General features: G+C 61.1%; 23 protein-coding genes. 7 read left to right on the forward strand and 16 right to left on the reverse strand.

The features are described 5' to 3' along the window. Positions 1-106: 106 nt before the first annotated feature. Positions 107-1,102 (reverse strand): AraC family transcriptional regulator, encoded by a 996-nt coding sequence (locus QJT78_RS37935; RefSeq protein WP_080586741.1) that lies wholly within the window; start codon positions 1,100-1,102, stop codon positions 107-109. Between the two features lie 130 nt (positions 1,103-1,232). Between QJT78_RS37935 and QJT78_RS37940 the strand changes: the two genes are divergently transcribed. Continuing rightward, entirely contained in the window at positions 1,233-1,769 is a 537-nt protein-coding gene (locus QJT78_RS37940) for a carboxymuconolactone decarboxylase family protein (protein ID WP_028148914.1), read from the forward strand. Positions 1,770-1,814: 45 nt separating this feature from the next. After that, positions 1,815-2,324, forward strand: coding sequence for a DUF417 family protein (locus QJT78_RS37945; RefSeq protein WP_028148915.1), 510 nt, complete (start codon positions 1,815-1,817; stop codon positions 2,322-2,324). Between the two features lie 219 nt (positions 2,325-2,543). Here QJT78_RS37945 and QJT78_RS37950 read toward each other — a convergent pair whose 3' ends face one another. Further along, complete coding sequence (locus QJT78_RS37950) at positions 2,544-3,296, reverse strand: glucose 1-dehydrogenase (protein WP_028148916.1); 753 nt, start codon at positions 3,294-3,296, stop codon at positions 2,544-2,546. Between the two features lie 95 nt (positions 3,297-3,391). Here QJT78_RS37950 and QJT78_RS37955 point away from each other — a divergent pair, with 95 nt between their 5' ends. Next, positions 3,392-3,703: a helix-turn-helix domain-containing protein gene (locus QJT78_RS37955; RefSeq protein ID WP_028148917.1), complete on the forward strand. Its 312-nt coding sequence runs from the start codon at positions 3,392-3,394 to the stop codon at positions 3,701-3,703. A 186-nt stretch (positions 3,704-3,889) separates the two neighbouring features. Here the strand turns inward: QJT78_RS37955 and QJT78_RS37960 are convergent, their stop codons facing one another. Further along, positions 3,890-4,771 (reverse strand): PhzF family phenazine biosynthesis isomerase, encoded by an 882-nt coding sequence (locus tag QJT78_RS37960; RefSeq protein WP_028148918.1) that lies wholly within the window; start codon positions 4,769-4,771, stop codon positions 3,890-3,892. A 264-nt stretch (positions 4,772-5,035) separates the two neighbouring features. Between QJT78_RS37960 and QJT78_RS37965 the strand changes: the two genes are divergently transcribed. From QJT78_RS37965 to QJT78_RS37975, 3 genes are read left to right on the forward strand one after another with little or no spacing between them, the layout of a single operon-like run. Further along, positions 5,036-6,085 carry a type III polyketide synthase gene (locus tag QJT78_RS37965; RefSeq protein WP_028148919.1) on the forward strand — a complete coding sequence of 350 codons (1,050 nt, stop codon included), beginning with the start codon at positions 5,036-5,038 and terminating at the stop codon, positions 6,083-6,085. Then, positions 6,082-6,600: an isoprenylcysteine carboxylmethyltransferase family protein gene (locus tag QJT78_RS37970; protein ID WP_038944662.1), complete on the forward strand. Its 519-nt coding sequence runs from the start codon at positions 6,082-6,084 to the stop codon at positions 6,598-6,600. Before QJT78_RS37965 ends, QJT78_RS37970 begins: the two co-directional genes overlap by 4 nt. After that, complete coding sequence (locus tag QJT78_RS37975) at positions 6,590-8,155, forward strand: DHA2 family efflux MFS transporter permease subunit (RefSeq protein WP_240537717.1); 1,566 nt, start codon at positions 6,590-6,592, stop codon at positions 8,153-8,155. The genes QJT78_RS37970 and QJT78_RS37975 overlap by 11 nt, the downstream gene beginning before the upstream one ends. Positions 8,156-8,781: 626 nt before the next feature. Here the strand turns inward: QJT78_RS37975 and QJT78_RS37980 are convergent. The 11 genes from QJT78_RS37980 to QJT78_RS38025 all read right to left on the reverse strand — a co-directional run bounded on the left by QJT78_RS37980 (position 8,782) and on the right by QJT78_RS38025 (position 20,147). Beyond that, the gene (locus QJT78_RS37980; RefSeq protein ID WP_085965174.1) at positions 8,782-10,410 is read right to left on the reverse strand and encodes a methyl-accepting chemotaxis protein; all 1,629 of its coding nucleotides are present in this window, start codon (positions 10,408-10,410) and stop codon (positions 8,782-8,784) included. Between the two features lie 285 nt (positions 10,411-10,695). Further along, the gene (locus QJT78_RS37985; RefSeq protein WP_038944660.1) at positions 10,696-12,045 is read right to left on the reverse strand and encodes an MFS transporter; all 1,350 of its coding nucleotides are present in this window, start codon (positions 12,043-12,045) and stop codon (positions 10,696-10,698) included. Between the two features lie 114 nt (positions 12,046-12,159). Next, positions 12,160-13,212, reverse strand: a complete 1,053-nt coding sequence (locus QJT78_RS37990; protein ID WP_038952045.1) for a leucyl aminopeptidase — start codon at positions 13,210-13,212, stop codon at positions 12,160-12,162. Next, on the reverse strand, positions 13,193-14,083 hold the full coding sequence (locus tag QJT78_RS37995) for an alpha/beta hydrolase (RefSeq protein ID WP_028148924.1): 891 nt from the start codon (positions 14,081-14,083) through the stop codon (positions 13,193-13,195). The genes QJT78_RS37990 and QJT78_RS37995 overlap by 20 nt, the downstream gene beginning before the upstream one ends. Next, on the reverse strand, positions 14,080-14,688 hold the full coding sequence (locus QJT78_RS38000; RefSeq protein ID WP_240537716.1) for an isochorismatase family protein: 609 nt from the start codon (positions 14,686-14,688) through the stop codon (positions 14,080-14,082). The genes QJT78_RS37995 and QJT78_RS38000 overlap by 4 nt, the downstream gene beginning before the upstream one ends. Positions 14,689-14,828: 140 nt before the next feature. Beyond that, the gene (locus QJT78_RS38005) at positions 14,829-16,112 is read right to left on the reverse strand and encodes an FAD-dependent monooxygenase (protein WP_244433171.1); all 1,284 of its coding nucleotides are present in this window, start codon (positions 16,110-16,112) and stop codon (positions 14,829-14,831) included. Continuing rightward, positions 16,078-16,434: a 2Fe-2S iron-sulfur cluster-binding protein gene (locus QJT78_RS38010; RefSeq protein ID WP_309248410.1), complete on the reverse strand. Its 357-nt coding sequence runs from the start codon at positions 16,432-16,434 to the stop codon at positions 16,078-16,080. Before QJT78_RS38010 ends, QJT78_RS38005 begins: the two co-directional genes overlap by 35 nt. Position 16,435: 1 nt before the next feature. Beyond that, positions 16,436-16,561, reverse strand: a complete 126-nt coding sequence (locus QJT78_RS53250; protein ID WP_309248409.1) for a hypothetical protein — start codon at positions 16,559-16,561, stop codon at positions 16,436-16,438. 1 nt (position 16,562) lies between these two features. Further along, positions 16,563-17,432 carry an FAD binding domain-containing protein gene (locus QJT78_RS38015; RefSeq protein WP_038944659.1) on the reverse strand — a complete coding sequence of 290 codons (870 nt, stop codon included), beginning with the start codon at positions 17,430-17,432 and terminating at the stop codon, positions 16,563-16,565. A gap of 2 nt (positions 17,433-17,434) precedes the next feature. Further along, the gene (locus QJT78_RS38020; RefSeq protein WP_038944658.1) at positions 17,435-17,884 is read right to left on the reverse strand and encodes an SRPBCC domain-containing protein; all 450 of its coding nucleotides are present in this window, start codon (positions 17,882-17,884) and stop codon (positions 17,435-17,437) included. A 4-nt stretch (positions 17,885-17,888) separates the two neighbouring features. Continuing rightward, positions 17,889-20,147, reverse strand: a complete 2,259-nt coding sequence (locus QJT78_RS38025) for a xanthine dehydrogenase family protein molybdopterin-binding subunit (RefSeq protein WP_080586740.1) — start codon at positions 20,145-20,147, stop codon at positions 17,889-17,891. Positions 20,148-20,569: 422 nt separating this feature from the next. Between QJT78_RS38025 and QJT78_RS38030 the strand changes: the two genes are divergently transcribed. Beyond that, positions 20,570-21,040 (forward strand): MarR family winged helix-turn-helix transcriptional regulator, encoded by a 471-nt coding sequence (locus QJT78_RS38030; RefSeq protein ID WP_038944656.1) that lies wholly within the window; start codon positions 20,570-20,572, stop codon positions 21,038-21,040. Positions 21,041-21,919: 879 nt separating this feature from the next. Here QJT78_RS38030 and QJT78_RS38035 read toward each other — a convergent pair. Both QJT78_RS38035 and scpA read right to left on the reverse strand, forming a co-directional pair. Then, positions 21,920-22,459 (reverse strand): FAD-dependent oxidoreductase, encoded by a 540-nt coding sequence (locus QJT78_RS38035; RefSeq protein ID WP_049807899.1) that lies wholly within the window; start codon positions 22,457-22,459, stop codon positions 21,920-21,922. Positions 22,460-22,618: 159 nt separating this feature from the next. Beyond that, complete coding sequence (gene scpA, locus QJT78_RS38040) at positions 22,619-24,793, reverse strand: methylmalonyl-CoA mutase (protein WP_038952046.1); 2,175 nt, start codon at positions 24,791-24,793, stop codon at positions 22,619-22,621. Between the last annotated feature and the right edge of the window lie 293 nt (positions 24,794-25,086).

Consider the following 25,086-nt stretch of genomic DNA (forward strand, 5'->3'; position numbering starts at 1 on the left):
AGCACGCCTCAAGCACCTTGCGATCTTTCCTCGAAAGGTGGACTTCTCTTGCTTCGGGTATCATCCCGACCTTGAATCACGACTCACGTTCCAAGAAAAGTGGGTACTAGGCATTCTCGACACCCGATGCCGCGTCTGCGCTCTTCGCCAGCTCCAGCTCGTCAATCGTCGCAGGCGTCTGCGCAGCCTTTCGCCATTGCGCGGGCGTGATGCCCATGTGGCTCTTGAACGCCCGCTGGAATGCCGCCTCGGACAGATATCCGACCGCCTCGGCCACCGCTCCGGTCGAGAGCGAGGATTTCCTCAGTTCGTTCGTTGCCAGCGTCATGCGGATGTCGGTCAGCAGTTCGCTGGGCGAACGTCCGACCTTCTCCTGGAATTGACGGGCGAGGGTCGCACGCGACATGTTGGCGAGCTGCGCAAGCTCGGGCAGCGTCCATGCCCGCGCGGGCGCATTGAACATGGCCGCGACGACCGGCGCGAGGCGTGGGTGACCTGCGAGCGCAAGCAGCCCGCGTGGCGCGTCCCCGGTCTCGCTGGCGAGGCGCAGCACGAGCGCGAACATCGCCGTCGACAACGCGTTCAGCATCGCGCGGCCGCCCAGCTGATCGTCTGCGGTCTCGCCGCGCATCAAGGCAACGAGACCCGCGAGCTGCCCCGCCGTGTCCCGCTCTCCGGCCTGCGCGCCGGCCCTCACGATCAGCACCGGCGGCAGATAGTTGCGCAGCAGCCGGTCGTGCGGCGGGGCGATCGAAAAATGTCCGCACAGCAGATCGAGCCGGGCGTCCGAGCCGGGATTCTCGCTGATCGTGAAGTTGAGTGACGCGCGGTTGCGGGCCTTCAGCGGCGCAGCCCCGCTGCCGTCGTGCATGACGTGCCGGGGGTTGCGCGGCAGCAGCAGAATGTCGCCGGCCTCCAATGGCAACGGCCGGCCTCCCGCCGGATCGTCCAGCACCGCCGAGCCGGCGAGCACCGCATGATACGGGATCTCGTTGGCCTCGCTCGGCCCCTGCTCGATCCGCCAGGGCGCGCCGTAGGAGCAGCGCAGGTCCAGACGGCCGCGCACCGGCATCATCTCGAACAGCCGGCTCAGCCAATCCATCGTATTCCTCTCTCGGCGCGTTGATTGAGACGATTGAGCATATATGCAAGCCGATCAAGCATTCAACATCTCAGATGACGACCCTACTGTCACTCAGCAATCGTTCACCACCCCAATCACGGAGTGCCATATGTCCCGTCTTTCCGTCCCGAACCTCGAAATTGACGCCGGCCCCTCCGGCCAGGTCTATGCCCAGATCAAGAAGGCCATCGGCAGCGTGCCGAACACCTTTGCGGCCATCGCCGCCCACGGCCCCGCTGCGCTCAAGGCCGTGCTCGCTGCCGACACTGTGCTCGCCTCCGGCGGACTGACCAAGTCCGACAAGGAGATCATCAAGCTCGTGATCAGCGAAGCCGCCGGCTGTGACTATTGTGTCGCCGCCCACAGCCATCTCGCAAAGCTCGTCGGCCTGGCGCCGGAGGTTCTGAAGCAGATCCGCGATGGCCAGCCCACCGGTGATGCCCAGCGCGATGCGCTGGTCGCTTTCGTCGACAAGCTTGCGCGCACCAGCGGCACCGTCAGCCACAATGATTTCGTCGCGATCAAGGCCGCCGGCTACAGCGACGCGCAGCTCGTCGACATCAGCCTCGCCTTTGCCACCACCGTGTTCACCAACGTCTTCAACCGCATCAACGATACCGAGATCGACTTCCCGGCGATCGCCTAACGCGACGGCCGCCACGTCGCTCATCTCACATCAGGGATCACGACCATGACCATGCTTGCCAACACCCACACCGCCCAAAATCCTCTCGTCCGCGCCCTGCAGGGATCCGGCCTGCTCGCGGAAGATCTCGACTACCATGTCGTCCGCGCCTCGATGGTGATCATGTTCTTCTTCTTCGGCTACCAGAAGTGGTTTCCGTACGAATTCGAACGGCTGGTCCCGTTCATCAGCAACGGCCCGTTGATCTGGTGGCTCTATCCCGTGTTCGGCCATGCCGGCGCCAGCTATTTCCTCGGCGTTTCTGAATGGACCTTTGGCGGGCTGCTGCTCGCGGGCTTCTGGAGCCACCGGCTTGGCGTGCTCGGCGCCCTCGGCTCGACCGGCACCTTCATCGCGACCGTCACCATCATTCCCTTCATGCCGGAGGGCTGGGACCTCGCCGCGGGAGGCTTCCCCGCGATGACGGGCAACGTGCCCTTCCTGATGAAGGACGTCGTCCTGCTCGCAGTCTCGTTCTATCTGCTAAGGCAGGATCTGGTTCGCCTGACGCGGTAACAGGTTGCATTCTGCCCAGGGCGACGCGTCGCCGGCGAGTTTTCGCGCTCGCCGGCGATTGCGCTTTCTCGGTCGCGGAGGGCATTGCTGTTCGCCCTGTTTGCTCATCGAAGCGGCCCGCGCCGTGACACCAGCGGATCCCACACGGGGATACACCACCACCGACCATGCCGGGACGACGCCCTTCAGCGATTTCGGGCCGCCAGGGCAAGTCGCGCGTCAGCGAAGGCCGCCGGTGACGTGAAGTGTCTCGCCCGTGACGTAGGACGCTTCGTCCGAAGCGAAGAAGGCCACCGCGGCAGCGATCTCCTCAACCTTGCCGATGCGGCCAAGCGGGGTGGTGGATTCGATCCAGTTGCGCATGTCGCCCTCGTGCAGGCCGGCGGACACGACGCCTTCGGTGGCGATCATGCCGGGATTGACGGCGTTGACGCGGATCTTGCGCGGCGCGAGCTCCTTCGACAGCACCGAGGTGATCGCATCCACCGATGCCTTCGTCGCGGTGTAGACGGCGGTGTTCGGCGGCGCGATGGTCGACACGCCGGAGCTGATGTTGATGATGCTTCCTCCATTGGGATTGAAGTGCTGCACCGCTTCCCCCGAGATCAAGAGAAGCCCGAGCACATTGAGGTCGAAATGCTTGTGGAAATGCTCAGGCGTGATGGCCTCGAGCGGCGCGAATTCGTAGATGCCCGCATTGTTGACGAGGATGTCGATCGCACCGAACGCCTTCACGGTCTCCGCGACGACGCTTTTCACGTTTTTGGCATCGGCCAGGTTGCCGTGCACGGCGACGGCTTTGCCACCCTTGGCGATGATGGCTGCGACCACGCGGTCGGCGGCCTCTTTGCTGGCGCTGTAGTTGACGGCAACCGCCGCACCCTCGGCCGCAAGCCGGGCGGAGATTTCGGCACCAATGCCTTTGGATGCGCCGGTCACGAGCGCAACTTTGCCTTCGAGTCTCTTGGTCATCGCATGTCTTCCGTTGTTCGGCGGGATGCCGATATTCAATAGTTCAATACTAGTGAACTATTGAATGAGTTCAAGGGACGTGCTATAATTTGGGCATGGTGCAGTTCGTTCACCCATCGCGGGACGAGATTACACTCGCCGGGGTGCTTGGAGCTCTCGCGGATCCGATGCGGCTGCGCATCGTCAAAAGCCTGGCCGCGCAAAACGATTGCATGTCGTGCACCGAGGCGGCGCCGTGCCCCGACATGGCGAAGTCGACCCTGTCGAACCATTTTCGGATCCTGCGGGAGGCCGGCCTGATCCGGACGTCAAAGCAAGGCGTCCAGCACCGCAACGTTTTGCGCGAAGAGGACATCAACGCGCGGTTTCCGAAACTGCTCAAAATGATCCTGAGCTTTCCGGACTGAGGGCATTCGCGCACGACTGATTTGTGGAGTGCGCAAGAGATCGGCTGATGTCGCCCACCCGGCGTATCCCAAAACAAAAAATGGCCCGCGCGTCCGTCCCGGCGCGGCATGTTGCCTGGCGTTCGCGCCATGATCGATTTTCTAGCTACAACGCCGAAGGCCCATGTCTAGCGCGCCGCCGACCTGCTAGGGCTGCGAGACATGTTGCTCCGCGCGCGTGACGGAGCCTCCAAGCAGGCAACCCACGGGCCGGCTGTCGGCGAAGCCGAGCCGCACCCGGATCTCGGACAACGACCCCATCGCCCGGCCCTGCATGATGGTGATCCGCGCGCTGTTGCGCTCGACCAGGCCGTTCTTGAGCAGTCCGAACGCGAGCGCCGCGGCGGCAATGCCGGTGGCAGCATCTTCCGGGTAGCCTGATGACTTCGGAAACTGTCGCGCCTCGAAGCGCCGTTCGCCCTGATGTTCGATGGCGTAGGGGTAAAGTCCGGTGGACCCGATCCGCCCGCAGCACGCCTCGATCTGCGCCGGGTCCGGCACCAGCTCATTGAGCTCGCGGACGCCCTTGATCGGGATCAGCGTCTTCACGCGCGACGTGACGGCGTTCTGCACCGGCATATCAAGCAGATCGCGGCGCGACAGCTTGAGCGTCGACAGAACGTCCTCCTCTTCGGCACGCGAGAGATCGACGACCTTGCCGACAGGCTGGCTGATCTCGACGGACGGTTCGCCCGAGTCCACACGATCGACATAGCCCGTCACCGATCCGCTGCGGGTCTCGATGCGGACCTGCTCGCCCGGCAAGCGCCCCTTGGTCGCGAGGACCCAGAGCGCGCCGATGGTCGCGTGACCGCACATCTCCATCTCGTGTCGCGGAACCCAGAACCGGAAGGCATAGTCGGCGTCGCCGCTGAGAGCCGGGAGGACGAAGCCCGACTCATGCCCGAAATGCCGCGCCACCGACTGCATCCCCGCAGCAGTCAGGCTCGATGCATCGATGACAATCGGACAGGGGTTGCCGCCGCGCCCCATGTGAGTGAACACGTTGACAAGGTCGATCTCGGTCATTGGACAACTCGCTTCATGGAGTCCGCGATGGCGTCAACGATCGCGTTGGCAACAGTTTGACGGAGCATGGTTAGATTTCTGATGGCGCTCGAATTCCTCGCTACGCGGACGCGACAACCTCGGCATGTCGAATCCAAACCTGGGAAGTCGTAACGCTATTCAAGTTTTAGTGACATGTCCGGCTAGATCATTTCTTACAAGCGTCGAAATATTTGCACCGCGCCGATGTTTCTTATGCTGATGACCGCAACACCAGGATCCCCGATGCCTCCGACTGCGCTGGTCTCCCTAGCGACGTCGGTCCCTCCCCACGTGTTTTTGCAAGAGGACGTGCTGACGGCGGCATGGGATGTCTTCGGCGCCCGCTTTCCCGAATTCGAACGGTTCTCAAGCATTTTCTCGAATACCGGCATAGTCAAGCGTCACGGCGTCAAGCCGTTCGACTGGTATCTCGAACGACGAGGCTGGCCCGAACGCACCGAGGCCTTTCTCGAGGGAGCTGAAGCGCTATTTGTCGATGTCGCCGAGAAGGCGCTGGCGAGCGCGCAACTTGCTGGCGGCGATGTCGACACTGTCGTGACCGTCTCTTCCACGGGAATCGCGACACCAAGTCTCGAGGCGCGCGTGGCTCGCCGGATGGGCTTCCGGTCCGACGCAATGCGTGTACCGGTGTTTGGTCTTGGCTGTGCGGGTGGGGTTTCGGGTCTATCGATTGCGTCGCGCCTCGCCCAAGCGCGCCCTGGCACCAACGTGCTGCTGGTCACGATCGAGCTCTGCTCACTCGCACTTCGCCTGGACGAACTTACCAAAGCCAACATCGTCGCCGTCAGCCTGTTTGGCGACGGCGCTGCTGCAATCGTGTTGCGCGCGGGCGATGGCGGTGCGACGCAGATCGAGGCTGCCGGCGAACACCTTTGGCCGGATACGCTTGGCATCATGGGATGGAGTGTCGATCCGGAAGGATTCGGCGTCATCTTTCGCCGCACCATACCTGACTTCGTCACGAGGCATTTCAGCTCCGCCGTGACCGAGATTCTCTCCAGAATGCGTCTTTCGGTGGAAGACATTGACCGGTTCATCTGCCATCCCGGCGGCGCGAAGGTGATCTGTGCATTGGAAGGCGCGCTCGCGCTCGACCAAGGAACGCTTTCCCATGAACGACAGATTATCGCCGACTTTGGTAACATGTCGTCACCCACTGTATTGTTTGTGCTTGAGCAGGCTCGCGCGAAAGGGCTGCCGGCGCGCTCACTGTTGACGGCGCTCGGACCCGGCTTCACCGCGAGCTGTGTCACGCTACGGCACACTGCGTGACGTTTACTGAACTCATTCTCGGCGCCATCACGCTGCAGCGCGTCGGCGAACTCGTCATTTCGCGCGCTAACACTCGAAAGCTCCTGGCCCGCGGCGCCGTTGAGGTGGCACCCCGGCATTATCCGTCGATCATCACGGTTCATGCCGCCTGGCTGTTGTCGCTGTGGGTGTTCGGCCGCGACCAACCGGTGAATGTCGTTGCCCTGGCCGGCTATCTTATCCTTCAGTGCCTTCGCTTCTGGGTCATCTGGACGCTCGGCTCACGATGGACGACGCGGATTATTGTTCTGCCCGAACAGCCGCTCGTGTCAGCGGGACCCTATCGATTTCTGTCGCATCCCAACTATGCCGTGGTTGCCGGCGAGATCGCCGTGCTCCCTTTGGTTCTGGGTCTACCGCTGCTGGCCATCGTCTTCACCATCCTCAACGCTGCGGTTCTCGCGATCCGCATACGGGCCGAAAACCTCGCCCTCGCCGCATCCCGTGAGACATTGTGCGTGGCGCATGATGACTGAACGGGTTACCGAGCCGAGTGCAGCTACGTGGCTTGGCTTCGTCCTGATGTGCCTCGGCATGTTCATGGCGATCCTCGACATTCAGGTCGTCGCCACTTCGCTACCCACGATCCAGAGTACACTCGCCATATCGCGAGAGGCGATGAGCTGGATTCAAACCGCATATCTGATCGCCGAGATCATCGCCATTCCACTGACCGGGTGGCTTACGCGCGTTCTGACGCTGCGATGGCTGTTCGTTATTGCGATCAGCCTCTTTACCCTTGCCTCCATCGGCTGCGCGTTCAGCAGCAGTTTTGCGACGCTTGTCAGCTTCCGCGTGCTTCAGGGTTTCGCTGGCGGCGTGCTGATTCCGGCGGTTTTTTCCGCTGTCTTTCTGCTGTTTCCGATCCGTTTGCATCCCGTTGCCACCACCATGGCCGGCATTATGGCCGTGCTGGCGCCCACGGTCGGGCCGGTGGTCGGTGGCTGGATCACCGATACCTGGTCCTGGCATTGGCTGTTTCTGATCAATGTCGCTCCTGGGGTGGTCGCCGCACTCGCCACGCCAATGCTGCTGCCGCGCGAACGACCCCGGCTTTCTGATCTGGCTACACTCGACGTGCCGTCTCTCGGACTTCTTGCGGTTTCGCTTGCATGCCTGGAGATCGGTCTGAAGGAAGGCCCGCAACGCGGGTGGCTTTCTCCATTCTGCTCCATCCTGATCGTCTTGAGTGCTGCCGCGGCAACCGTCTTCGCCATCCGAACACTCAGGGCCGCGCATCCGGTGGTCGAACTGTCGACATTCAGATCGCGCTCGTTTGCGATCGGTTGCGCATTGAGCTTCTTCCTCGGAGTTGGATTGTTCGGCTCGGTCTATCTCATGCCGGTCTTCCTCGCCTATGTTCGACATCATGACGCATTTGAAATCGGCACGATCATGCTCGTCACCGGCGTTGCGCAGCTTGCCACCGCGCCGATTGCGGGCCTGCTGGAAAGCAGGTTTGATCCCCGTTGGTTGTCGGCGGCGGGGTTTGGTCTGTTCGCGATCGGGCTGGGTTGCAGTGCATTCGAGAGCCGTGTCGCCGACTTCCAAGAAATGTTCTGGCCGCAAGTCTTGCGCGGCGTTGCGATCATGTTTTGCCTGCTGCCTCCGACCCGGCTGGCGTTGGGTTCGCTGACGGCATCACGGGTACCCGACGCAAGCGGCCTGTTCAACCTGATGCGAAACCTCGGGGGCGCAATCGGCATCGCGCTGATCGATACGATCCTTTACGGACGCACCGGCGGGCACGCCGACGCTTTGCGCGAGCGCCTGATTGCGGGCGATGTGACTGCGGCTCAGGCGATCGGGCTTGACCTGACGCTGTTTACCCACCGCCCTCCGCAGGTCTCCGATGCCACGGTTGAAGCCTATCTGCGTCCCATGGTCGAAAAGGCCGCGTTCGCGCTCAGCGCCAACGAAGCCTGGGCCCTCCTCGCTTGCGTGGCGCTGCTCGGACTGTTGCTCATTCCGTTCGCGGCCGGTCCCTTGGAAGGCACTGATGAGAAGTACGGTGATGGCGCACGCAATTGAGTGGTGAGTAGAGATCGCAATTGCCGCGACGCCCGGCCCAACCGGCGAAGTTCGGCGTGGTTCGCTTACTTATCTGAAGAAGGCCGAGGGACTCGTCGTGACCTGAGACGGTAGGTGCCCGCCCCACCAAACAAAAATGGCCCGCGTGATGCGGGCCATTTTCGTATCGGAACCGGTCATTCCGAATTTGGTTGCGGGGAGGCGCAACCACCGATACCGACATTCGGTTCAAGTTGCGATCTGACCGAGCCCCCCGCCTCTCGAACGCGGTGGCCATCCTCTAAGCTATTGATTTCACTGATAGCAATAGGCGTTTCCGTCACGCTTTGTTCACGGTCGTTTCACCAATTCGTTGCGACGTTCTTGAGACCGCGACCCGTTGGGGCGGGATGGCACCTGCAACCGGGCATTCCTATGGAGCACAAGATAAAACTGTCAACCTCGACAGGGAAAAAGAAACATATCTCTTAAAAAAGGCGACCCAACGCATCAAAACATCCAATGGTCGCGTGATCATCACGTAAGAACTTCCCACCCAACCGCCATGTGAAAGGCGGAGTTGCCTCGCGTTGGGCGCGGACGTCTCAAGTGCCCACGAGCGATGCGCCGCTGGCAGGAACGTCCGGTCAGGCGGCTCGCATTTTGGTCAGAAATTGGTCTACCGCCGTACGCAGCATATCCGACTGATTCTCCAACCCGCGCGCGTTAGTGAGAACGTCGCCGGCTGCTGTACCGGTGGCGGCCGCAGCGGTGCTGACGCTGCCTATATGGCCTCTGATTTCGCTGGAACCCGCGGCAACGGACTGGATGTTGCGCGCAATTTCGCTTGTCGCAGCACTCTGCTCCTCGACCGCGGAGGAAATGCTCAGCGTGATGTCACTCATCCTGGCGATCGTTTGCGTAATTCCGTTAATGGCGAGCACTGCGTCGTTTGTAGTTGCCTGCATGGTCTCGATCTGCGCGGAGATCTCCTCCGTTGCCTTTGCCGTCTGATTGGCAAGCGCTTTAACCTCGGCTGCCACGACAGCAAATCCGCGTCCGGCGTCGCCGGCACGCGCCGCTTCGATCGTCGCGTTGAGGGCCAGGAGATTGGTCTGCGTGGCGATACTATGGATGAGCTGGACGACTTCGCCGATCTTTTCGGCTCCGCTTGCCAAGACCTGCACCGTAGCGTCTGTGCGCTCAGCGTCACCAACAGCTTGGCGCGCGACCTCAGTCGACTGCAACACCTGTTGCGATATCTCCCTTACCGACGCAGATAATTCTTCGGCGGCGGCGGCTACCATTTCGACGTTCCCGGACGCTTTTTCTGACGCAGCGTCGACGGTGGACGCGCGCAGACTAGCATCGCTGGCGGTCGTGGTCATAATATCCGCTGTGCCCTGCATATCGGCGGCTGAAGCGGCGACCGCACGAACGATGCCATCGACGCTTTGCTCAAAATCATTCGCAATGCTCTCCAAGGTGGCACGGCGCTCGGCAGCCGTGCGTCGTTGAGCTTCGGCCTCGACCTGCTCCAGCCCCCGAATGCGAATCGCGTTGTCCTTGAACACTTGGACGGTCGCGGCCATTGCGCCGATCTCATCTTTCCGACCTACACCTGGAATGTCCTGTTCGAGTTCGCCGTCAGCGAGCCGCCTCATGCACGTGCCAAGTACTGCCAACGGTTTAGTGATGCTGCGGCCGAGGAACCAGGAGATGACACCCGAGACCAGTCCGATCACGATGATGGCACCCCCGAGCGACCACATGATCGGTTGCAGCTTGGCATCAAGATCATCCAGATACGCGCCGGAACCGACGAACATGTCCCATCCGGGAATGCCTACCGCGTAGGACAGCTTCCTGATCGGCTCCTTTTCGCCGGGCCTCATAAACTCGTAACGCAGCACGACATCGCCGTTCGCCGCCACGCCGTCCCGCAGTTCGCGGATCAGCGCACGTCCGTTGGTCTTGCCGTCAAGACGATTGACCCCAATTGTCTTTGGATCCTGAGAGGCGACCGCGACACCTTCCATCGTATTTGCGAAAATATAGCCCGCGCCCTTGTCATACGTCATCGTCTGAGCACGGCGGGAGAATTCAGCAATTGCCGCCTCTGTGGTGAGTTGGCCTGCCTCGACTTGCTTCTGCAAGCCTAATGCAAAGTTCTTGGCGATCTCGACGATGGCGCGGGTCTGTTCGACACGCGAATTGATCATTTCCTTCTGCATCAAATAGCCCGCAAGCAATCCAGCTGAGAAGAGGCCCAGCATCGAGATCGCAACTAGAATGCTGATCTTGGGAGTGATCGGCAGGTTATTGAGTGATTTCAAGGAACGTCTCCAAGGCAACTGCCCGGCGGGCTCAGGCGCATAGATTATTGCTTGTATACAAGTGATCGGTTTAGGTTTCGTTACAGCCGCTACAAGTCGGCCAACACTTGCGCCATGTTGACCAGGATCGGATGACGGAGTGCCAGCTCCTTTCCACTGCGCATGCATCGACGAGATGAGCAGGTCGACAACCCTCATCTCGCCGGTCAAGCCCTTCCACCAGCGTCAAACGCTCGACACCGACGCAGCCTTCATCGTGGCCTCCGTTTCCGTGTCGACCTTGAAGCCCTTCGCGGACAAATCCCGGCCGAGGGTCTCGGGCAGCAAAAGAGAGGCGAGAATGAAGACGGCCGCAGCGGGAAGGGCCACCGCAACCATGCCGTTGAGAAGGCTTCCGCCGAAATGGGCGGCCGCAAGTGGCACGATCACAGGGGCTATGCTGCCGAGCCCGCGACCTCCCATATAGAATGTAGACACCGCTGTCGCACGCAGGTTGACCGGATAGAGCTCCGAGATCCAGACGCCCGTCACACCCAGCGCGACGTTGCCAATGCCGAAGCCGATGTAGAGCCAGAACATCGGCCACTCAGTCTTCGATCCCACGTAGAGCTGGCTCCCCCACACAGCCATACCGACCAAAGACCCGACCCAGAACAGCGCGGGCACGAGGGCTCCGAAGCGGCGGCCAGCCCTGTCGTTGAAAAAGCCGTTCGCGAGGTAGCAAATACCGCTGACCACCGAGAGCAGAACGGCTGTCGTGCGAACGACATCACCTGGCGTATGCATATCGCGCAGCAGCAGTGTCGGAATAAAGGAGACTACGCTGTAGTAGCAGAGCATGTAGCTCATCAGCCATACGAAGGCGATGACGGTCTGCCGTGCCAGCCCATTGCGGAAGAGATCCGCAAGGGGAAGTGTGCGGGCTTCTGCGGTGACCTGACCGGCCTTGCGTTGCGCCTCATACTCCAGCCAGATCTTGGATTCAGGCATAAAGAAACGAATGAAGATGATCAGCAGGATGGGCACACCGCCACTCAGTAGGCCGATGCGCCAGCTCCACTCGTCGCTGAACGTCGCAATCAGCCAGATGCCAACGATTGAAGCCGGGGATGACGCGATCACGGCACAGCCTTGGAGCGCGGCCGCGCCCAAACCTCGGCTGCTCTTTTTCCAGGCCTCGTTGAAGAGCACCATGCCTACGCCATACTCGCCGCCAAGACCGATGCCCGTGATCAACCGCAGCACGGCAAGCGACCAGTAATTCCATGCGAAGGCCGAAATGATCGCGGCAACCGAGAACAGCGCGATTGTGAGTTGAAGCGAGGTCTTTCGGCCAAGTCGATCACCAACGATCCCAAACAGCGCGCCGCCAATGGCCGACCCGAACAGTGTCAGAGCCTGCAGTGAACCGACCTCGGCCAACGATAGCGACATCGACCGTTGGATCGCGGGCAAAAGAAACGGAAAGATCAGAACGTCGTAGAAGTCGAGAATGTAGCCCAGCATCGCCGAGATCATAATCGAATACCGTTGCCTCGCCGTGTAATCTTCCGAAGTTCCGATCGCCGTAGACATGTGGTGCGCTTCCCGTTGAGAGAACTGGACAATTGATGGTCGTTATCGAAACGCTTTCCGCGTCGTTGGGAGTCGCAAATGCGGCTCCGAGCACCGATTTTGATGCGCGGGGGCCTAGCGGCCCGGCGCTCTCAATTCCGGATAAGCAAAGTCGCCCTTGTCGAGGATGTGGATATCGTCGAGCCACAGGCTGCAGCCGCGAAGCGGGATGTCCAAATGACACGGCGTGTCATTCGTACCGCCGAGCTCCGTGTTCGGCCCCGTCGAGAACAGGACGTTCCCGTAGAAGGAAAGCGCATTCATGATGTGCTCCGACGCGAGCTCCTGGGAGACCGCGATGTGGTGCCAGGTGGCACGCTCGTTCGATCCCCAGCCGATATGCGAGATCGCCCAGCCGCGCGGATCGCCGAAACTGTCGATATAGTTTTTGATGAGGAGCGCGTCCGTGCCCTCGCCCTTGAGGTCGACGATATAACCGTCCTTTACAGTCAGCGTGACCGGCGACTGGATGTAACGCTTGAACGCGCAGAGGATGTCACCGGGCATCAGCACGACCGTGCCGTTGACCTCGCCATCGGTCGCCTGGGTGAAGGCAAAGCCTGACGGGAAATGATCCCAGCGCCCGGGCTCATCCGTGTATCCGTATTCGGAAATGACCGGGTATTGCTTCAGGCCATAAGTTACGTCCGTTCCGCCGGGCGACGTGATCCGCATTTTGCTGGCCGACTGGAGGAGGGTTCGAGAAAGCTCCGTTCGCCGGCGCAGATCTTCGGTCGGGAACATCTTCTTGAGGATGTGGAACGGCTCCATCACGCGCAGGATGCGCGTGCCCGCTTCCTGAATTTCGGCTTGCTCGCGAGAGAACAGCAACCCCAGGAGATCGATCACCATGTCCACGCGCTTGAGCGTATCAATCGCCGGCTGGTTGCCCGTGAGCGCATGCCGGCCCTGCAGGCCCGCGACCTTGCCCTGGCCGTATTTGGGCACGTTGAGATGAAATGTCGTTGCGCCGAGGCTCTGCGCGGCCAGCATGAAGGCCTGGGCGTATTCCTGCTGATCCTCGCCGCCGCTCAGGACCGCAACGACTTCGCCCTTCGTCACCTTGCAGAGTGTCAGCTCGGCCTTGAAGAGCTCGAGCATTTCAACATCAACGATTTGTCGGGACATCTTCACTGATCTCCTGTTTGCCGAACGTAGACACGCGGCCGTCGAACCGATCGCGTGGTCGCGCTAGAAGCTCTTCGACGATCAAAAGGAAGCCCTCGGTATCGTCGATCTGCATTTGGTGACCCGCGCTTTCCAGCGTCCTGATCGCGATCGACGGCAGCAATCCGCGAATTTCCGCTTCATCTTCGGGTCGAATGACCCCTCCCCGCCCGGCGACGATCAATGCGGTGGGAACGCCGAGATGGGCGAGGTCGCGGTGGATATCATCGTCATGAAAGCCGTTATGGCTCTCGATGAGAGCACGCTCGTCGCAGGTATGCATCCACTCGGCCCGAGTGCGGATGTGCAGCTCGGGCCACCGCGGAGCAGAGGGGCTTCGCAGCGCCGCGTCGGCTTCTCCGCGCTTCGCGCTTTGAAGCAATTTGAGAAGCGGTTCGACCGGAATCGGATAGGCGCGGCGTCCGGGACCGGAGACCGGCGGATCGACCAGTATCAGTTGGTCCATGAAAGATGGCCGCCAACGCGCGGCGCGGATTCCGATGCGGCCGCCCATCGAGTGGCCCAGCAGCGTATAAGGGCCCATTCCAAGCGCTTCAGCGAACCCGATGAGGTCGGATGCGTATGCGTCGAGCGAATAATTGAGATGCGGGCCGCTTTCGGAAAGGCCGCGACCGCGGACATCGAGCACGAAAACGTCGTGGCCGGAGCACAGGCGTTCTGCGATGAAGGCCCATTGCGCCGCAGTCGTCGAGATGCCAGGGACAATGATGATCGCCGGCCCGGCCCCGCCGAACCGCAAATAATGCTGCCGAATGCCGTTGGCGTGCACATTGGCGCCGTAAAGCAATCCGGATGCCGCGGCGCCGCTCACGTCTGCTGATCCTTTGTGTGGTCATCCGACAGCGCGCGAAGCCGCTCGATGGCGACCTGCGTCGGCATGACATCCGCGTATTTGCTGGCGATATCGAACAGGTTGACGGCGTGAGACGTGGGCGAGCGGTCGTAGACCGCATCGCTCGGCACAATTGATTTGAAGTTCAGCGCGCACGCATCCACAACCGAAGCCCGCACGCAGCCGCTGGTCGTGCAGCCGGTCACCACCAGCGAGTCGACGCCGGCACCAATCAGATAGGTCGCAAGCGGAGTGCCGAAGAACGCGCTTGCCTGAGTTTTCGGCAGCAGCAACTCGCCGGGCTCCGGAGCCACCTCTCGGACGAACTCGTAGCCCTCGGACGGGATCCGCATGATACCCGGGATCTTCGCGGAGAACGCGCCCTGGTCCTGGCCTACCTTCCGCGCGACATGCGGGAAAATCACCGGCCGTTCTTTCTCGCGAAACAGCCGCACCAACTCGGCGATGTGTGCGATCGCATGCCAACCGGCCTCGCCGCAGCTGGTGGGGTATTGCTTGATCGCGTCGCGGATCGGCATCGGCCGGTCGCCGACCGAACGATACTGCACGTCGATGACCAGCAACGCCGGTCGTCTGCCGAATCCCGCCGCACCACCCAGCCCTGCGAGGGATAGGTCTCGCGCTCGTCCAGCGGTATCACGTCGTCCCAGGGTTGCCTGGTGCCAGTCACTGTTGCGCTCCAGAGGTCACAATCGTGAGCATGTCAGTGAAGCGGCGCGGTGGCCGCGTCGTACTGGTAGATCCAATCGTATCGCGCAGCCGTCGCGTCCGGTGCCCACTGGGTCTTGATGTAGTCACCCGCCGTCTCCGGCTTGCACAGCGCCTGGTTATGAAAGATCGGCAGCATGCCGGCCGCCGACTTTGCGACCTTGGTGGTGCGATCGAGCCGCAGGCCCTGATACGTCTTGAATACCGCCGCGATGTCATCGGGCTTCTCCTCGAAGCAACGGGCGAGGACGGATGCATCCTCCAGGGCCATGTTCACGCCCTGCCCGAGGTACGGCAGCATCGAATGGCAGGCGTCGCCGAGCAGGGTGACGCATCCCTTCGACCACGTACCCAGCGACGGCCGCACGAACAGTCCCCACTTGTTCAGGGTATCCACATTCTTGACCAGTTGGATGATGTCCGGATCCCAGCCCTCGAAGTCCTTCAGGCATTCCTCGACAGAACCCTTCTCCGACCAGGATTCGAGGAGCCAGTCGTCATGGTCGACCTGGCCCGAAAAGGTCATCATGACGGTGTTCTGCCAACGGACCGGATAGGCCGTGACATGAGCGGTGGGTCCGATCCAGGTTGCCACCTCGGGTTCGCGCTGATGCGGCGCAAGGCGGTCGACGGGCACGAGACCACGCCACGCGATGGCCTTCGTGTACTGGCTCTCGATGTTGCCGATGAGGCCAAGACGGACCTTCGAATGCGCACCGTCAGCGCCGATCAGCGCGCGCCCTTCGACTTCGGAGCCGTCAGCAAGCTTGGCCCGAACCCCTTCGTCGTCTTGACTGAACCCGACAACGTGGGCGCTCAGATGAATGGCGCCCGGCTTCAACTCGCGCACGCCGTCGACGAGAATCTTCAGCAGGTGAGCACGGAGCAGCAGATAGGGCTGATTGCGCGCCGCGTCGGAGCTGCGGTTGTAGAGGGGCCACCTATCACCGGTGTTCCAGAGCCGGATCGAGCGTCGCTCGGCCGCGATGCAGTTCTGCTCGACCTGTTCGGTGAGGCCGAGATCCCGAAGAACGCGCACGCCGTTCATGGAGATCCAAAGGCCGGCTCCGACCTCGCGCAACTCGGACGCTTGCTCAAATACGTCACAATCGATGCCGCGACGAAGCAGCGAAAGCGCCATCGCCAAGCCGCCGATGCCGGCGCCGGCAATGAGGACACTCGATTTACTGACCTGTTCAAGACTCATGATATCTCCAAACGACATTGCGCTATCTTGCGACGGGCTAGGCGGCGTCTTCGGAGACTTGCTCGGCGGCAAGGCTCCTTACGGCCTCGAAAATCTTGGTGTATCCGGTGCAGCGGCAGAGGTTGCCGTGCAGGTAGTGACGGATTTCTTCGTCAGTCGGGTGCGGCGTCGCCTTCAGCAACGCTGTGACAGCCATGATGAAGCCCGGAGTGCAAAAGCCGCACTGAAGGCCGCCGTGAAGCACGAACGCCTTCTGAATCCGCGACAGGCCCTCAGGCGGCGTTACGCCCTCGATCGTCGTGACCTCCCGCTGATCGACATCGACGGCGAGCGTGGTGCAACTCGAGATCGGCTCACCGTCGAGCAGAACGGTGCAGGCGCCGCACACCTCCATGTCACAGGAGCGCTTCGTCCCCTTGAGGCCAAGGCGATCCCGGATCAATCAATAGCGTATGGGCAGGAACGTCGATCGCGATCGCCTGGCCGTTCAGCGAGAACGAAATGGGCAGCACATGTGTCATTTCACGCGCTCCCGGCTGCGGCGATCGCCTCGTCCGCGTTTCGCAGAAGCAAGACACCTGCAAGGTGCCGCTTATAGTCGGCGCCGCCATGCCGATCCTCGTTGACTTCAAGCTCATCCAGCGCCGTCGGGAGCGCCGCCTCGATAGCCGGGCGGACTTCCGCGACGGATATGCCCTGGAGGGTGTCTTCGACGGCCTTCAAAGGCTGAGGTCGCGAACCGAGCGCTCCGACCCGCACGCGGGCGCTTTTGATCGTCCTCTCGCCGACGCCTAGCGACCAGGCCATCGCGACATTCACCGAGGGCCTCTCACCATGCTTGAACCGCCGATAGGTCACCGGACCGGTAGGGCGCGAAAACGCAATGACTGTCAGAAGCTCATCCGGCTCCCGCACCGTTTCCAGCTCACTCCGGATGAAATCGTCAGCGTGAACGACACGCGTACCGCTGGGGCCAATAAGCACCAGCCGTGCGTCCAAGGCCGCGAGCATAGTCAGCGGATCGGCGTGGGGCTCTCCGAAGCACAGATTGCCTCCGATCGTTCCAACGCTGCGGACCCTGACGTTTGCGACGTTGGCGCAGAGCGAGGACAGCGCCGGCACGTACTCGCGAATAACAGGATCATTGGCGATCTTGTTGTGCGTGCAGCGCGCACCGATTTCGATGTTATTCGCATCGTTCAGAGCAATGCGGTCAAGTCCGGGGATTCCCTTGATGTCGATGAGCCGGTCCGTATGGATGACGCGCATCTTCATCGCCAGCAGCAGTTCGGTTCCGCCGGAGTAGAACATGCCATCACCGGACTGTCCGACCGCACGCACGGCGCCTGCGATCGTCGAAGGCCTCTCGAATTCGAAGGGTGATGGCAGCATGATCAGGTCGCGCCCAACATTTCTTTGAGCCGCTTCTCGAACTCATCGAAGTTCTGATCGACGCGACGCTTGATGACGCCGAACCCCATAGTCGCGAGGCGACCTTGCACGTCGACCTTCGCGTCTACGGCGAATGTGGACCCCGCCCCTTCCGGCGTCACGGTCACGTCGAGAACCACCGCCAGCCTCGTCCCGGTGATCTTGTCGCGGCCCGTGGCGCGCGTGCGGACGTGAAATGGCTCCGTTATCGATTCAACGATGATGTCGGCGGGGACCTCGACCTTGAACGGGCCGATCTTCTGTTTGACGGTCGCTTTGTAAGTTGCAAGCCGCTCGATTTCCTCGACGTTTTCGCAGCCGGGGATGCAACCCGATATGCGAGGGACGTCAAGCAGCGTGCTCCAAAGCTCCGCCGGCGTCGCTGGCACCACCATCGACATATTGAATTCCATGAATTCAGTTCCTCTTCTGCAGGGCGCGCCATACCTTTTCGGGCGTCATTGGCAGCTCGGTGATCCGAATGCCGTAGGTGGAGAACAGCGCATTGGCGATCGCGGGCGCGACCGGAAGGATCGCTCCCTCGCCCATTCCCTTGGCGCCGCCTGGACCAGGACCGTCCCCGTTTTCGATAAGGATGGTGTCAAACACGGGGGGAACGTCAGAGATGCGCGGTATCGAATAATCGATCGGCGTCGCATTGATGGGCTGACCATCCTCGAACTCCAGCACTTCATAAAGCGCGTGTCCGAGGCCCATGATGGCAGCCCCCTCGTCCTGCCCTTCCGCCGCAACGCGATTGATCGCGCGGCCGACGTCAGCGGCGCTGGCATATCGGGGGACACGGATCTCGCCGGTGCCTTCATCGACAACGATTTCAGCAAGGCCCGCGGAAGTCTCCCAGAACAGAGGGGACTCGGCCAGGGCGCCCTTCTTCGAGCGCGGCGTAATCGCGCCGCGGCCGATGACCTCTCCCGAGTCGACACCCAGCGTGCGGTGAAAAATCTGATGGAAAGTGAGAACCTCTGATCCGGTAGAGACACCCCCCTCAACAAGCGACAGGTTCTCCCGGGGAAGCTCCCAAACATCAGCAACCATTTCGAGGATCTGATCGGCTGCGTCGATTGCGGCATTCTCGACGGAAAGGCCGACGACCACGGTCGATCGGCTTGCGCCTGTGCCCCAGTCGTAAGGGGCGACGGCCGTATCGGTGCGCAAGACGGTTACCGCGGAGGCCGGCTGCTTCAAGGTCTGCGATGCGATGCGCGCCATGGCCGCGTGCGCGCCCTGGCCGACTTCAATGCTGGAGACCGAAACTAGGATCGACCCGTCGATCTTGAGACGTACGATCGCGTTGCTGATCGGCGTATTGGCCGGATCGGTTGCGGCGACTGCCAGTCCGCACGCCTGCCGGTTGGAGGCCTTCACCTCCGATGCGAACGACTGGGTCACCCGGCCTATCAGCTCGCTCATATCCATATCGAGCGCCCGCAAATCGGGGCGGATGCGCTCACCGCGGGACGCCAAATTCAGCAACCGAAACTCGGACGGATCCATGCCGATTGCCGCCGCGACATTATCCATGTGCGATTCTTTGGCCCAAACAGCTTGCGGCCCTCCGATCGAGCGGAAGGCCGCACCTGGAACGGTGTTCGTGTAGACCGCGCACGCCTCAAGACGCAGATTGGGCACCACGTAGGGGCCCATGATGCGATTTGCCGATTTCGTGGCGACCGCTGAGCCTGTGTCGGAATATGCCCCGCCATCGAGCAGCAGTTTGGCGCTCTTGGCGAGGATCCGTCCCTTGGCGTCCAAAGCCGTTCGAATCGTGATGTCGGCGCCCAACCTTCGGGAGGTGAGCATTGATTCAGTCATGGATTGCGCAACGCGAACCGGGCGCTGCACCTTCCACGATGCAGCGGCAACCAAAGGTTCGATCTTCACCGAGGCCTTGCCGCCAAACCCTCCGCCGACAAACGGAACGATCACGCGGACCTTGGCCAACTGCAGTCCGTAGAGCCGTGAGAGCACCTTCTGAACAGCGGTCGGCGTTTGTGCACCTGCCCAAACCGTCAGAGAGTCCCCCTGGAAATCCGCAATGACCGCATGCGGCTCCATTGCGAAGTGAGAAATGGCCGGGAAGGTGAAGCGGTCTTCGTGGATGTAGGCCGCGGCCGCCTCTGCAGCATCAACGTCTCCGACGTTGTTCCGGTAAGTGTGGAAAATGTTGCTGTTCTGGGTCGGCCGGGCGCCGCCCTTGAAATAAAAGTCTTCCAGATTTTCATGGCGCTCGTGGATGAGCGGCGCTTCTTCCGCCAGGGCTTCCTGGATGGTCGTTGCGCGCGGAAGGTCGTCGTATTCCACATCGACTAGTTCTGCGGCGTTTTCTGCGATCTCGATTGTCTCCGCGATCACCACGGCGACGGGTTCGCCCACATATCTCACGCGGTCGGTCGCAATGATCGGCCGGTCTTTAAGCACAACGCCCCAGTTACCGAACGAGGCGACGTCTTCGCCGATTAGCACGTCCACAACGCCGTCCATGGCCCGCGCAACGCGCGAATCGATCGAAGCGATGCGGGCATGAACGGCTGGCGAGCGAACCACAAACCCATGCAGCATCCCCGGAACCGTCAGGTCGGTAACGTACTCGGCGCGTCCCGTAACCTTTTCGATCAGGTCGGACCGAACGGAACTCATGTTGTCAATCGCCGACATACGCAAATCCGATAGTACTTTGGCGCGCCGGTCCGTAAGGCGTGTAGCCAAGGCCCCGGGGAGCAATCTCAGGACACTACGACATTTACCACTTGTATGCAAGTGCTGCACTCGCTTGCAAGTTATGAGATGTCCTCTTCCCGTGATCGGAGGCAAGCCAGGAGCGAATCGGTCTAGCCCAGCGCGTGCGAGAATGGGTTTGCCTCTTAGGCGGAGCGGATTTCGATATGCGAACGACGGACGCATCGAAGCGAGCCACTGCCGGGGCTCTCAACGAAGCAAATCGCATTAAACAGAATGAAGTCGAACAAAGATGGATTTCCTAGGTCGGGAAATGTAGACAATCGGCCGGCACCGAAGACCTTCGGAGCTAGAAGCCTGTATTTCTTGAACTGAGGCAACCTACGGCAAGGAAGCAAAAAGTGGTGCAACCCAAGACAAAGCCGCGCGCGGCCGGGAAAGTGAAAGAAGCTATAGATTCGTACCGGCTGGATGACGCACCGGGCTTTTTGTTGCGAGTCGCGCTCCGTACTCACACGTCCATCTTTGCCGCTAAGATGATTGAAGAATTAACGGGGCCCCAATTCTCGACGCTAGCGAAATTGAAGGAGGTAGGTCCTTGCTCGCAAAACCACTTAGGACGGCTAATTCATTATGATTCGGCGACCATCACCGGCGTTATCAATCGCCTGAAATCTCGCGGCCTCATCAAGAGCTCCAAAGACCCTCTGGATCCGCGGCGACGCGAGATAGATTTGACCGAGAAGGGAAGACGGATAGCGGACGCAGCGATTGAAACTATTGGCGAGATTTCCGGCGAGACATTCGCTCCGCTGACCCAAGATGAATTTCGAGCGCTCACCGAAATCTTGAAGAAGATCATACGACGCTGATCAACCGGCTTCGAGCGGCACTAGATATCGTCAGCGGCCGAGAAAAAGGGCCCGGCGATCGCGCCGGGCCGAGTAGAGGGAGGAAAACGAAAGATCGCAAATCTTTCGCAGACGCCGAATGCGGAATTCGATCGCAGAAACCCAACGAACGACCTCCAGCAGCAATACTATCGTACATGTCAGACCGCATTTTGTGCTGAAGTCGGCACCTCTCCGCACCGTTTCCGGCATTTGACGGGTCGTACGATTTCGACAGCACGACAAAGAGCGCGCGCGAGACTTGGAAGGTCCCGATCACCAGGCTCCGCGCGTCCGGTAGTTCATTTCATCGCCCGGCTCCGATCTCGCAATGCCCGCACCGCCGTACCCGCCTCTGCAATTCAGAGATCCGAATCTCCTGCCAAGGGATGACTGCCGGTCCTCGTTGCGTCGATGAGTATCTATTCCTCTAATCTGCGCGTTGAATGAATCGTGCTAGTAACCCGAGGGGCTGTCCTCAATCGTCCCTACCTAGCGCGCGGAGTATCTTCCTTCTATAGCTCGCCAGGTCGAACAGGAGTCTTGGCACTCTTTTGAGCGCAATCGCCTTGCCCTCGATTGCGAGATGTAGAACTCGTACCAATCTGGCAAGACCAAGTTCTACAAACGCGAGCCGAACATGCGGATCGTTCACAATCCTGAGCTGGTTGTGTACAATGACGATGGATGCCGCGAGATCAGGTTTCCTCTCCAGAACGAAGTCTCGACATGCCGCGGCAAATTCCTCCTCTTGAACGCTCAAAGGTACCTTTACTTCCCTGCGAGAACTTCCCGCCATATTCGGGTCCCCTATGAACAATCGGCAGCGAGGCACCTGAGCCGGCTCAGGTTTTTGGATTTCTAGTGGCTCGCCCGCTTGGTCGATCTCTTCGGACCCGGCAACACATCCGTGCAAACACCTTCATACACTTCGCCAGTTAGGCCTATTGTCTCTCCGAACGTCGGATGCGGATGGATGGTCTTGCTGAGATCAATTGCATCGGCGCCCATCTCGATCGCCGGGCAGATTTCTCCAATCATGTCGCCAGCGTGCGGGCCAACGATCACACCGCCGATGATGCGGTGCGTCTCTTGGTCGATGATCAGCTTGGTCATGCCATAAGACGCGCCCGAGGCGATCGCTCTGCCCGAGGCAGCCCACGGAAACTTCGCGGATCTAACGTGCCTGCCTGAGGAGGCCGCTTCTTGTTCCATGATGCCAACCCAGGCCACCTCAGGATCAGTGTAGCCGACGTTCGGGACGATCTTCGCGTCAAATAAGCTCTTGAGCCCGGCAGCCGCTTCTGCCGCGACATGCCCCTCGTGAACCGCCTTATGGGCGAGCATCGGGTTACCCGCGACATCGCCGATCGCGAAAATATGAGGCAAATTCGTCCGCATTTGCCTATTGACTGCAACGAAACCTTTGCGTCGCATCTTACACCAATCTTCTCCAAGCCCAGATATGCGCTGTTCGGCACTCTGCCTGCGGACTGCAGGATCAATTCGTAAGTTCGACGCCCCGGCTTTGAGCTTTCAATCTGGACCGATACGCCGTTACTATCTGCCGTGGCGCTTACTATTTGCCGCCTCACTGTGCCCGAGCCGAGCATTGAGCTTCTGGATCAGCTGATCCGCGGCATCGGCGATCACCGTCCCGGGCGGGAAGATCGCCTCGGCACCGGCCGCGTAGAGCGCATCGTAATCCTGCGGCGGCACCACGCCACCGACAATGATCATGATGTCGTCGCGGCCCTGCTTCTTCAGCGCGGCTTTCAGCTCCGGCACGGCGGTCAGATGCGCGGCGGCGAGCGAGGAGACGCCGAGAATGTGCACGTCGTTCTCGACGGCCTGCCGCGCCGCCTCGTCGGCGGTCGCAAACAGCGGCCCGATGTCGACGTCGAAGCCGATGTCTGCGAATGCCGACGCGATCACCTTCTGGCCGCGGTCGTGGCCGTCCTGGCCGATCTTGGCGACGAGGATGCGCGGACGGCGACCCTCGGCTTCCTCGAAGGCATCGATCAGCGCCTGAACCTTCTCGACCTGATTGCCCATGCTGGACGCCTCCCGCTTGTAGACGCCGGTGATGGATTTGATCTCGGCGCGGTGCCGGCCGAACACCTTCTCCATCGCGTCCGAAATCTCGCCGACGGTTGCTTTCGCTCGCGCCGCGTCGATCGCGAGCGCCAGCAGATTGCCGTTGCCTTCGCCGGCCGAGCGCGTGATCGCAGCGAGGGCGGCATCGACGTCGTTCTGGTTGCGCTCGGACTTCAGCCGCGTCAGCTTGTCGATCTGCAGCCGACGAACATTGGTGTTGTCGACCTTCAGAATTTCGATTTTGTCCTCGTCGGTGGGCTTGTACTTGTTGACGCCGATCACCGCCTGCTTGCCGGCGTCGATCCGGGCCTGCGTCTTGGCCGAGGCTTCCTCGATGCGCAGCTTCGGCAGGCCGGCCTCGATCGCCTTCGCCATGCCGCCGAGCTCCTCGACCTCCTGGATGTGGCCCCACGCTTTCGCCGCGAGGTCGCGCGTGAGACGCTCGACATAATAGGAGCCGCCCCAGGGGTCGATGATGCGGGTGGTGCCGCTCTCCTGCTGCAGGAACAGCTGGGTGTTGCGGGCGATGCGCGCCGAGAAATCGGTCGGCAGCGCCAGCGCTTCGTCGAGCGCGTTGGTGTGCAGCGACTGGGTGTGGCCTTGTGTCGCCGCCATCGCCTCCACCGTCGTGCGCATCACGTTGTTGAAGACGTCCTGCGCTGTCAGCGACCAGCCCGAGGTCTGGGAATGCGTGCGCAGCGACAGTGAGCGCGGGTCCTTCGGGTTGAACGGCTTCAGAAGCTTTGCCCAGAGCAGGCGCGCGGCGCGCAGCTTGGCGACTTCCATGAAGAAGTTCATGCCGATCGCCCAGAAGAACGACAGCCGCGGCGCGAAGCGGTCGACATCCAGGCCCGCGGCAAGGCCGGCGCGCAGATATTCGACGCCGTCGGCGAGCGTATAGGCGAGCTCGAGGTCCTGCGTCGCGCCGGCCTCCTGCATGTGATAGCCGGAGATCGAGATCGAATTGTATTTCGGCATCTTCTGCGAGGTGTAGGCGAAGATGTCCGAGATGATCCGCATCGAGGGCGCGGGCGGGTAGATGTAGGTGTTGCGCACCATGAACTCTTTCAGAATGTCGTTCTGAATGGTGCCTGAGAGCTTTTCCGGCGGCACGCCCTGTTCCTCGGCGGCCGCGACGTAGAGCGCGAGGATCGGCAGCACAGCGCCGTTCATAGTCATGGATACGCTCATCTGGTCGAGCGGGATCCCCGCGAACAGCGTGCGCATGTCGTAGATGGAATCGATCGCAACGCCGGCCATGCCGACATCGCCGCCGACCCGCGGATGATCTGAGTCATAGCCGCGATGGGTGGCGAGGTCGAAGGCGACCGAGAGACCCTTCTGCCCGGCGGCGAGGTTGCGGCGGTAGAACGCGTTGGAATCCTCCGCCGTGGAGAAGCCGGCATATTGCCTGACCGTCCAGGGCTGGTTGACATACATGGTCGGGTAGGGACCGCGCAGGAACGGCGCGATGCCTGGCCAGGTCTCAAGGAAATCGAGCCCGGCGATATCTGCTTCTCCGTATGCTGACTTGACCGGAATGCCCTCCGGAGTCACCCACGGATCGACGGAAACAGAAGAAGCGGCGACCGAGCACCTTTCGAAAGCAATACTTGCAAAATTCGGGATAACGCTGATGGATGACATCTGAGTGTTCGCGTTCGATTGTCGATTATCCGGAAACCTTCGGGTTTTGGATCCGGTTGTAAGCGGCATTTAGCGTTGCCAAGGCGTCGCAACTGACGTGAATAAAGCTGCAGATGCCAGCCCGCCGAAACGCGGCCTCGGATTGAGAGGGAAGTCCCGCCAAATAGATGTGCCTAGCCCGTCTTATTCGTAAGAGTGCGCCTGAGGGGTAAAGCGCTGATGCGGCGTAGGATTCGGTTGCGAAGCCAACCCCATCACCTCCAACCGCGAACGCCACGCCCGCC

The organism is Bradyrhizobium sp. Mp27 (genome assembly GCF_029953005.1).
In the GTDB taxonomy this organism is placed as follows: Bacteria; Pseudomonadota; Alphaproteobacteria; order Rhizobiales; family Xanthobacteraceae; genus Bradyrhizobium; species Bradyrhizobium barranii.

Coding starts and splice junctions, on each gene's coding strand:
- QJT78_RS37950 (WP_028148916.1), bottom strand. CDS start 3,296: ATGACCAAGAGACTCGAAGGCAAAGTTGCGCTCGTGACCGGCGCATCC.
- QJT78_RS37985 (WP_038944660.1), bottom strand. CDS start 12,045: ATGTCTACGGCGATCGGAACTTCGGAAGATTACACGGCGAGGCAACGG.
- QJT78_RS37945 (WP_028148915.1), top strand. CDS start 1,815: ATGACCATGCTTGCCAACACCCACACCGCCCAAAATCCTCTCGTCCGC.
- QJT78_RS38015 (WP_038944659.1), bottom strand. CDS start 17,432: ATGCTGCCATCACCCTTCGAATTCGAGAGGCCTTCGACGATCGCAGGC.
- QJT78_RS37965 (WP_028148919.1), top strand. CDS start 5,036: ATGCCTCCGACTGCGCTGGTCTCCCTAGCGACGTCGGTCCCTCCCCAC.
- QJT78_RS37960 (WP_028148918.1), bottom strand. CDS start 4,771: ATGACCGAGATCGACCTTGTCAACGTGTTCACTCACATGGGGCGCGGC.
- QJT78_RS37935 (WP_080586741.1), bottom strand. CDS start 1,102: ATGGATTGGCTGAGCCGGCTGTTCGAGATGATGCCGGTGCGCGGCCGT.
- QJT78_RS38010 (WP_309248410.1), bottom strand. CDS start 16,434: ATGGAGGTGTGCGGCGCCTGCACCGTTCTGCTCGACGGTGAGCCGATC.
- QJT78_RS37990 (WP_038952045.1), bottom strand. CDS start 13,212: ATGTCCCGACAAATCGTTGATGTTGAAATGCTCGAGCTCTTCAAGGCC.
- QJT78_RS38035 (WP_049807899.1), bottom strand. CDS start 22,459: ATGCGGACGAATTTGCCTCATATTTTCGCGATCGGCGATGTCGCGGGT.
- QJT78_RS37980 (WP_085965174.1), bottom strand. CDS start 10,410: ATGCTGGGCCTCTTCTCAGCTGGATTGCTTGCGGGCTATTTGATGCAG.
- QJT78_RS37940 (WP_028148914.1), top strand. CDS start 1,233: ATGTCCCGTCTTTCCGTCCCGAACCTCGAAATTGACGCCGGCCCCTCC.
- QJT78_RS37975 (WP_240537717.1), top strand. CDS start 6,590: ATGATGACTGAACGGGTTACCGAGCCGAGTGCAGCTACGTGGCTTGGC.
- QJT78_RS53250 (WP_309248409.1), bottom strand. CDS start 16,561: ATGACACATGTGCTGCCCATTTCGTTCTCGCTGAACGGCCAGGCGATC.
- QJT78_RS38020 (WP_038944658.1), bottom strand. CDS start 17,884: ATGGAATTCAATATGTCGATGGTGGTGCCAGCGACGCCGGCGGAGCTT.
- QJT78_RS37955 (WP_028148917.1), top strand. CDS start 3,392: ATGGTGCAGTTCGTTCACCCATCGCGGGACGAGATTACACTCGCCGGG.
- QJT78_RS38025 (WP_080586740.1), bottom strand. CDS start 20,147: ATGTCGGCGATTGACAACATGAGTTCCGTTCGGTCCGACCTGATCGAA.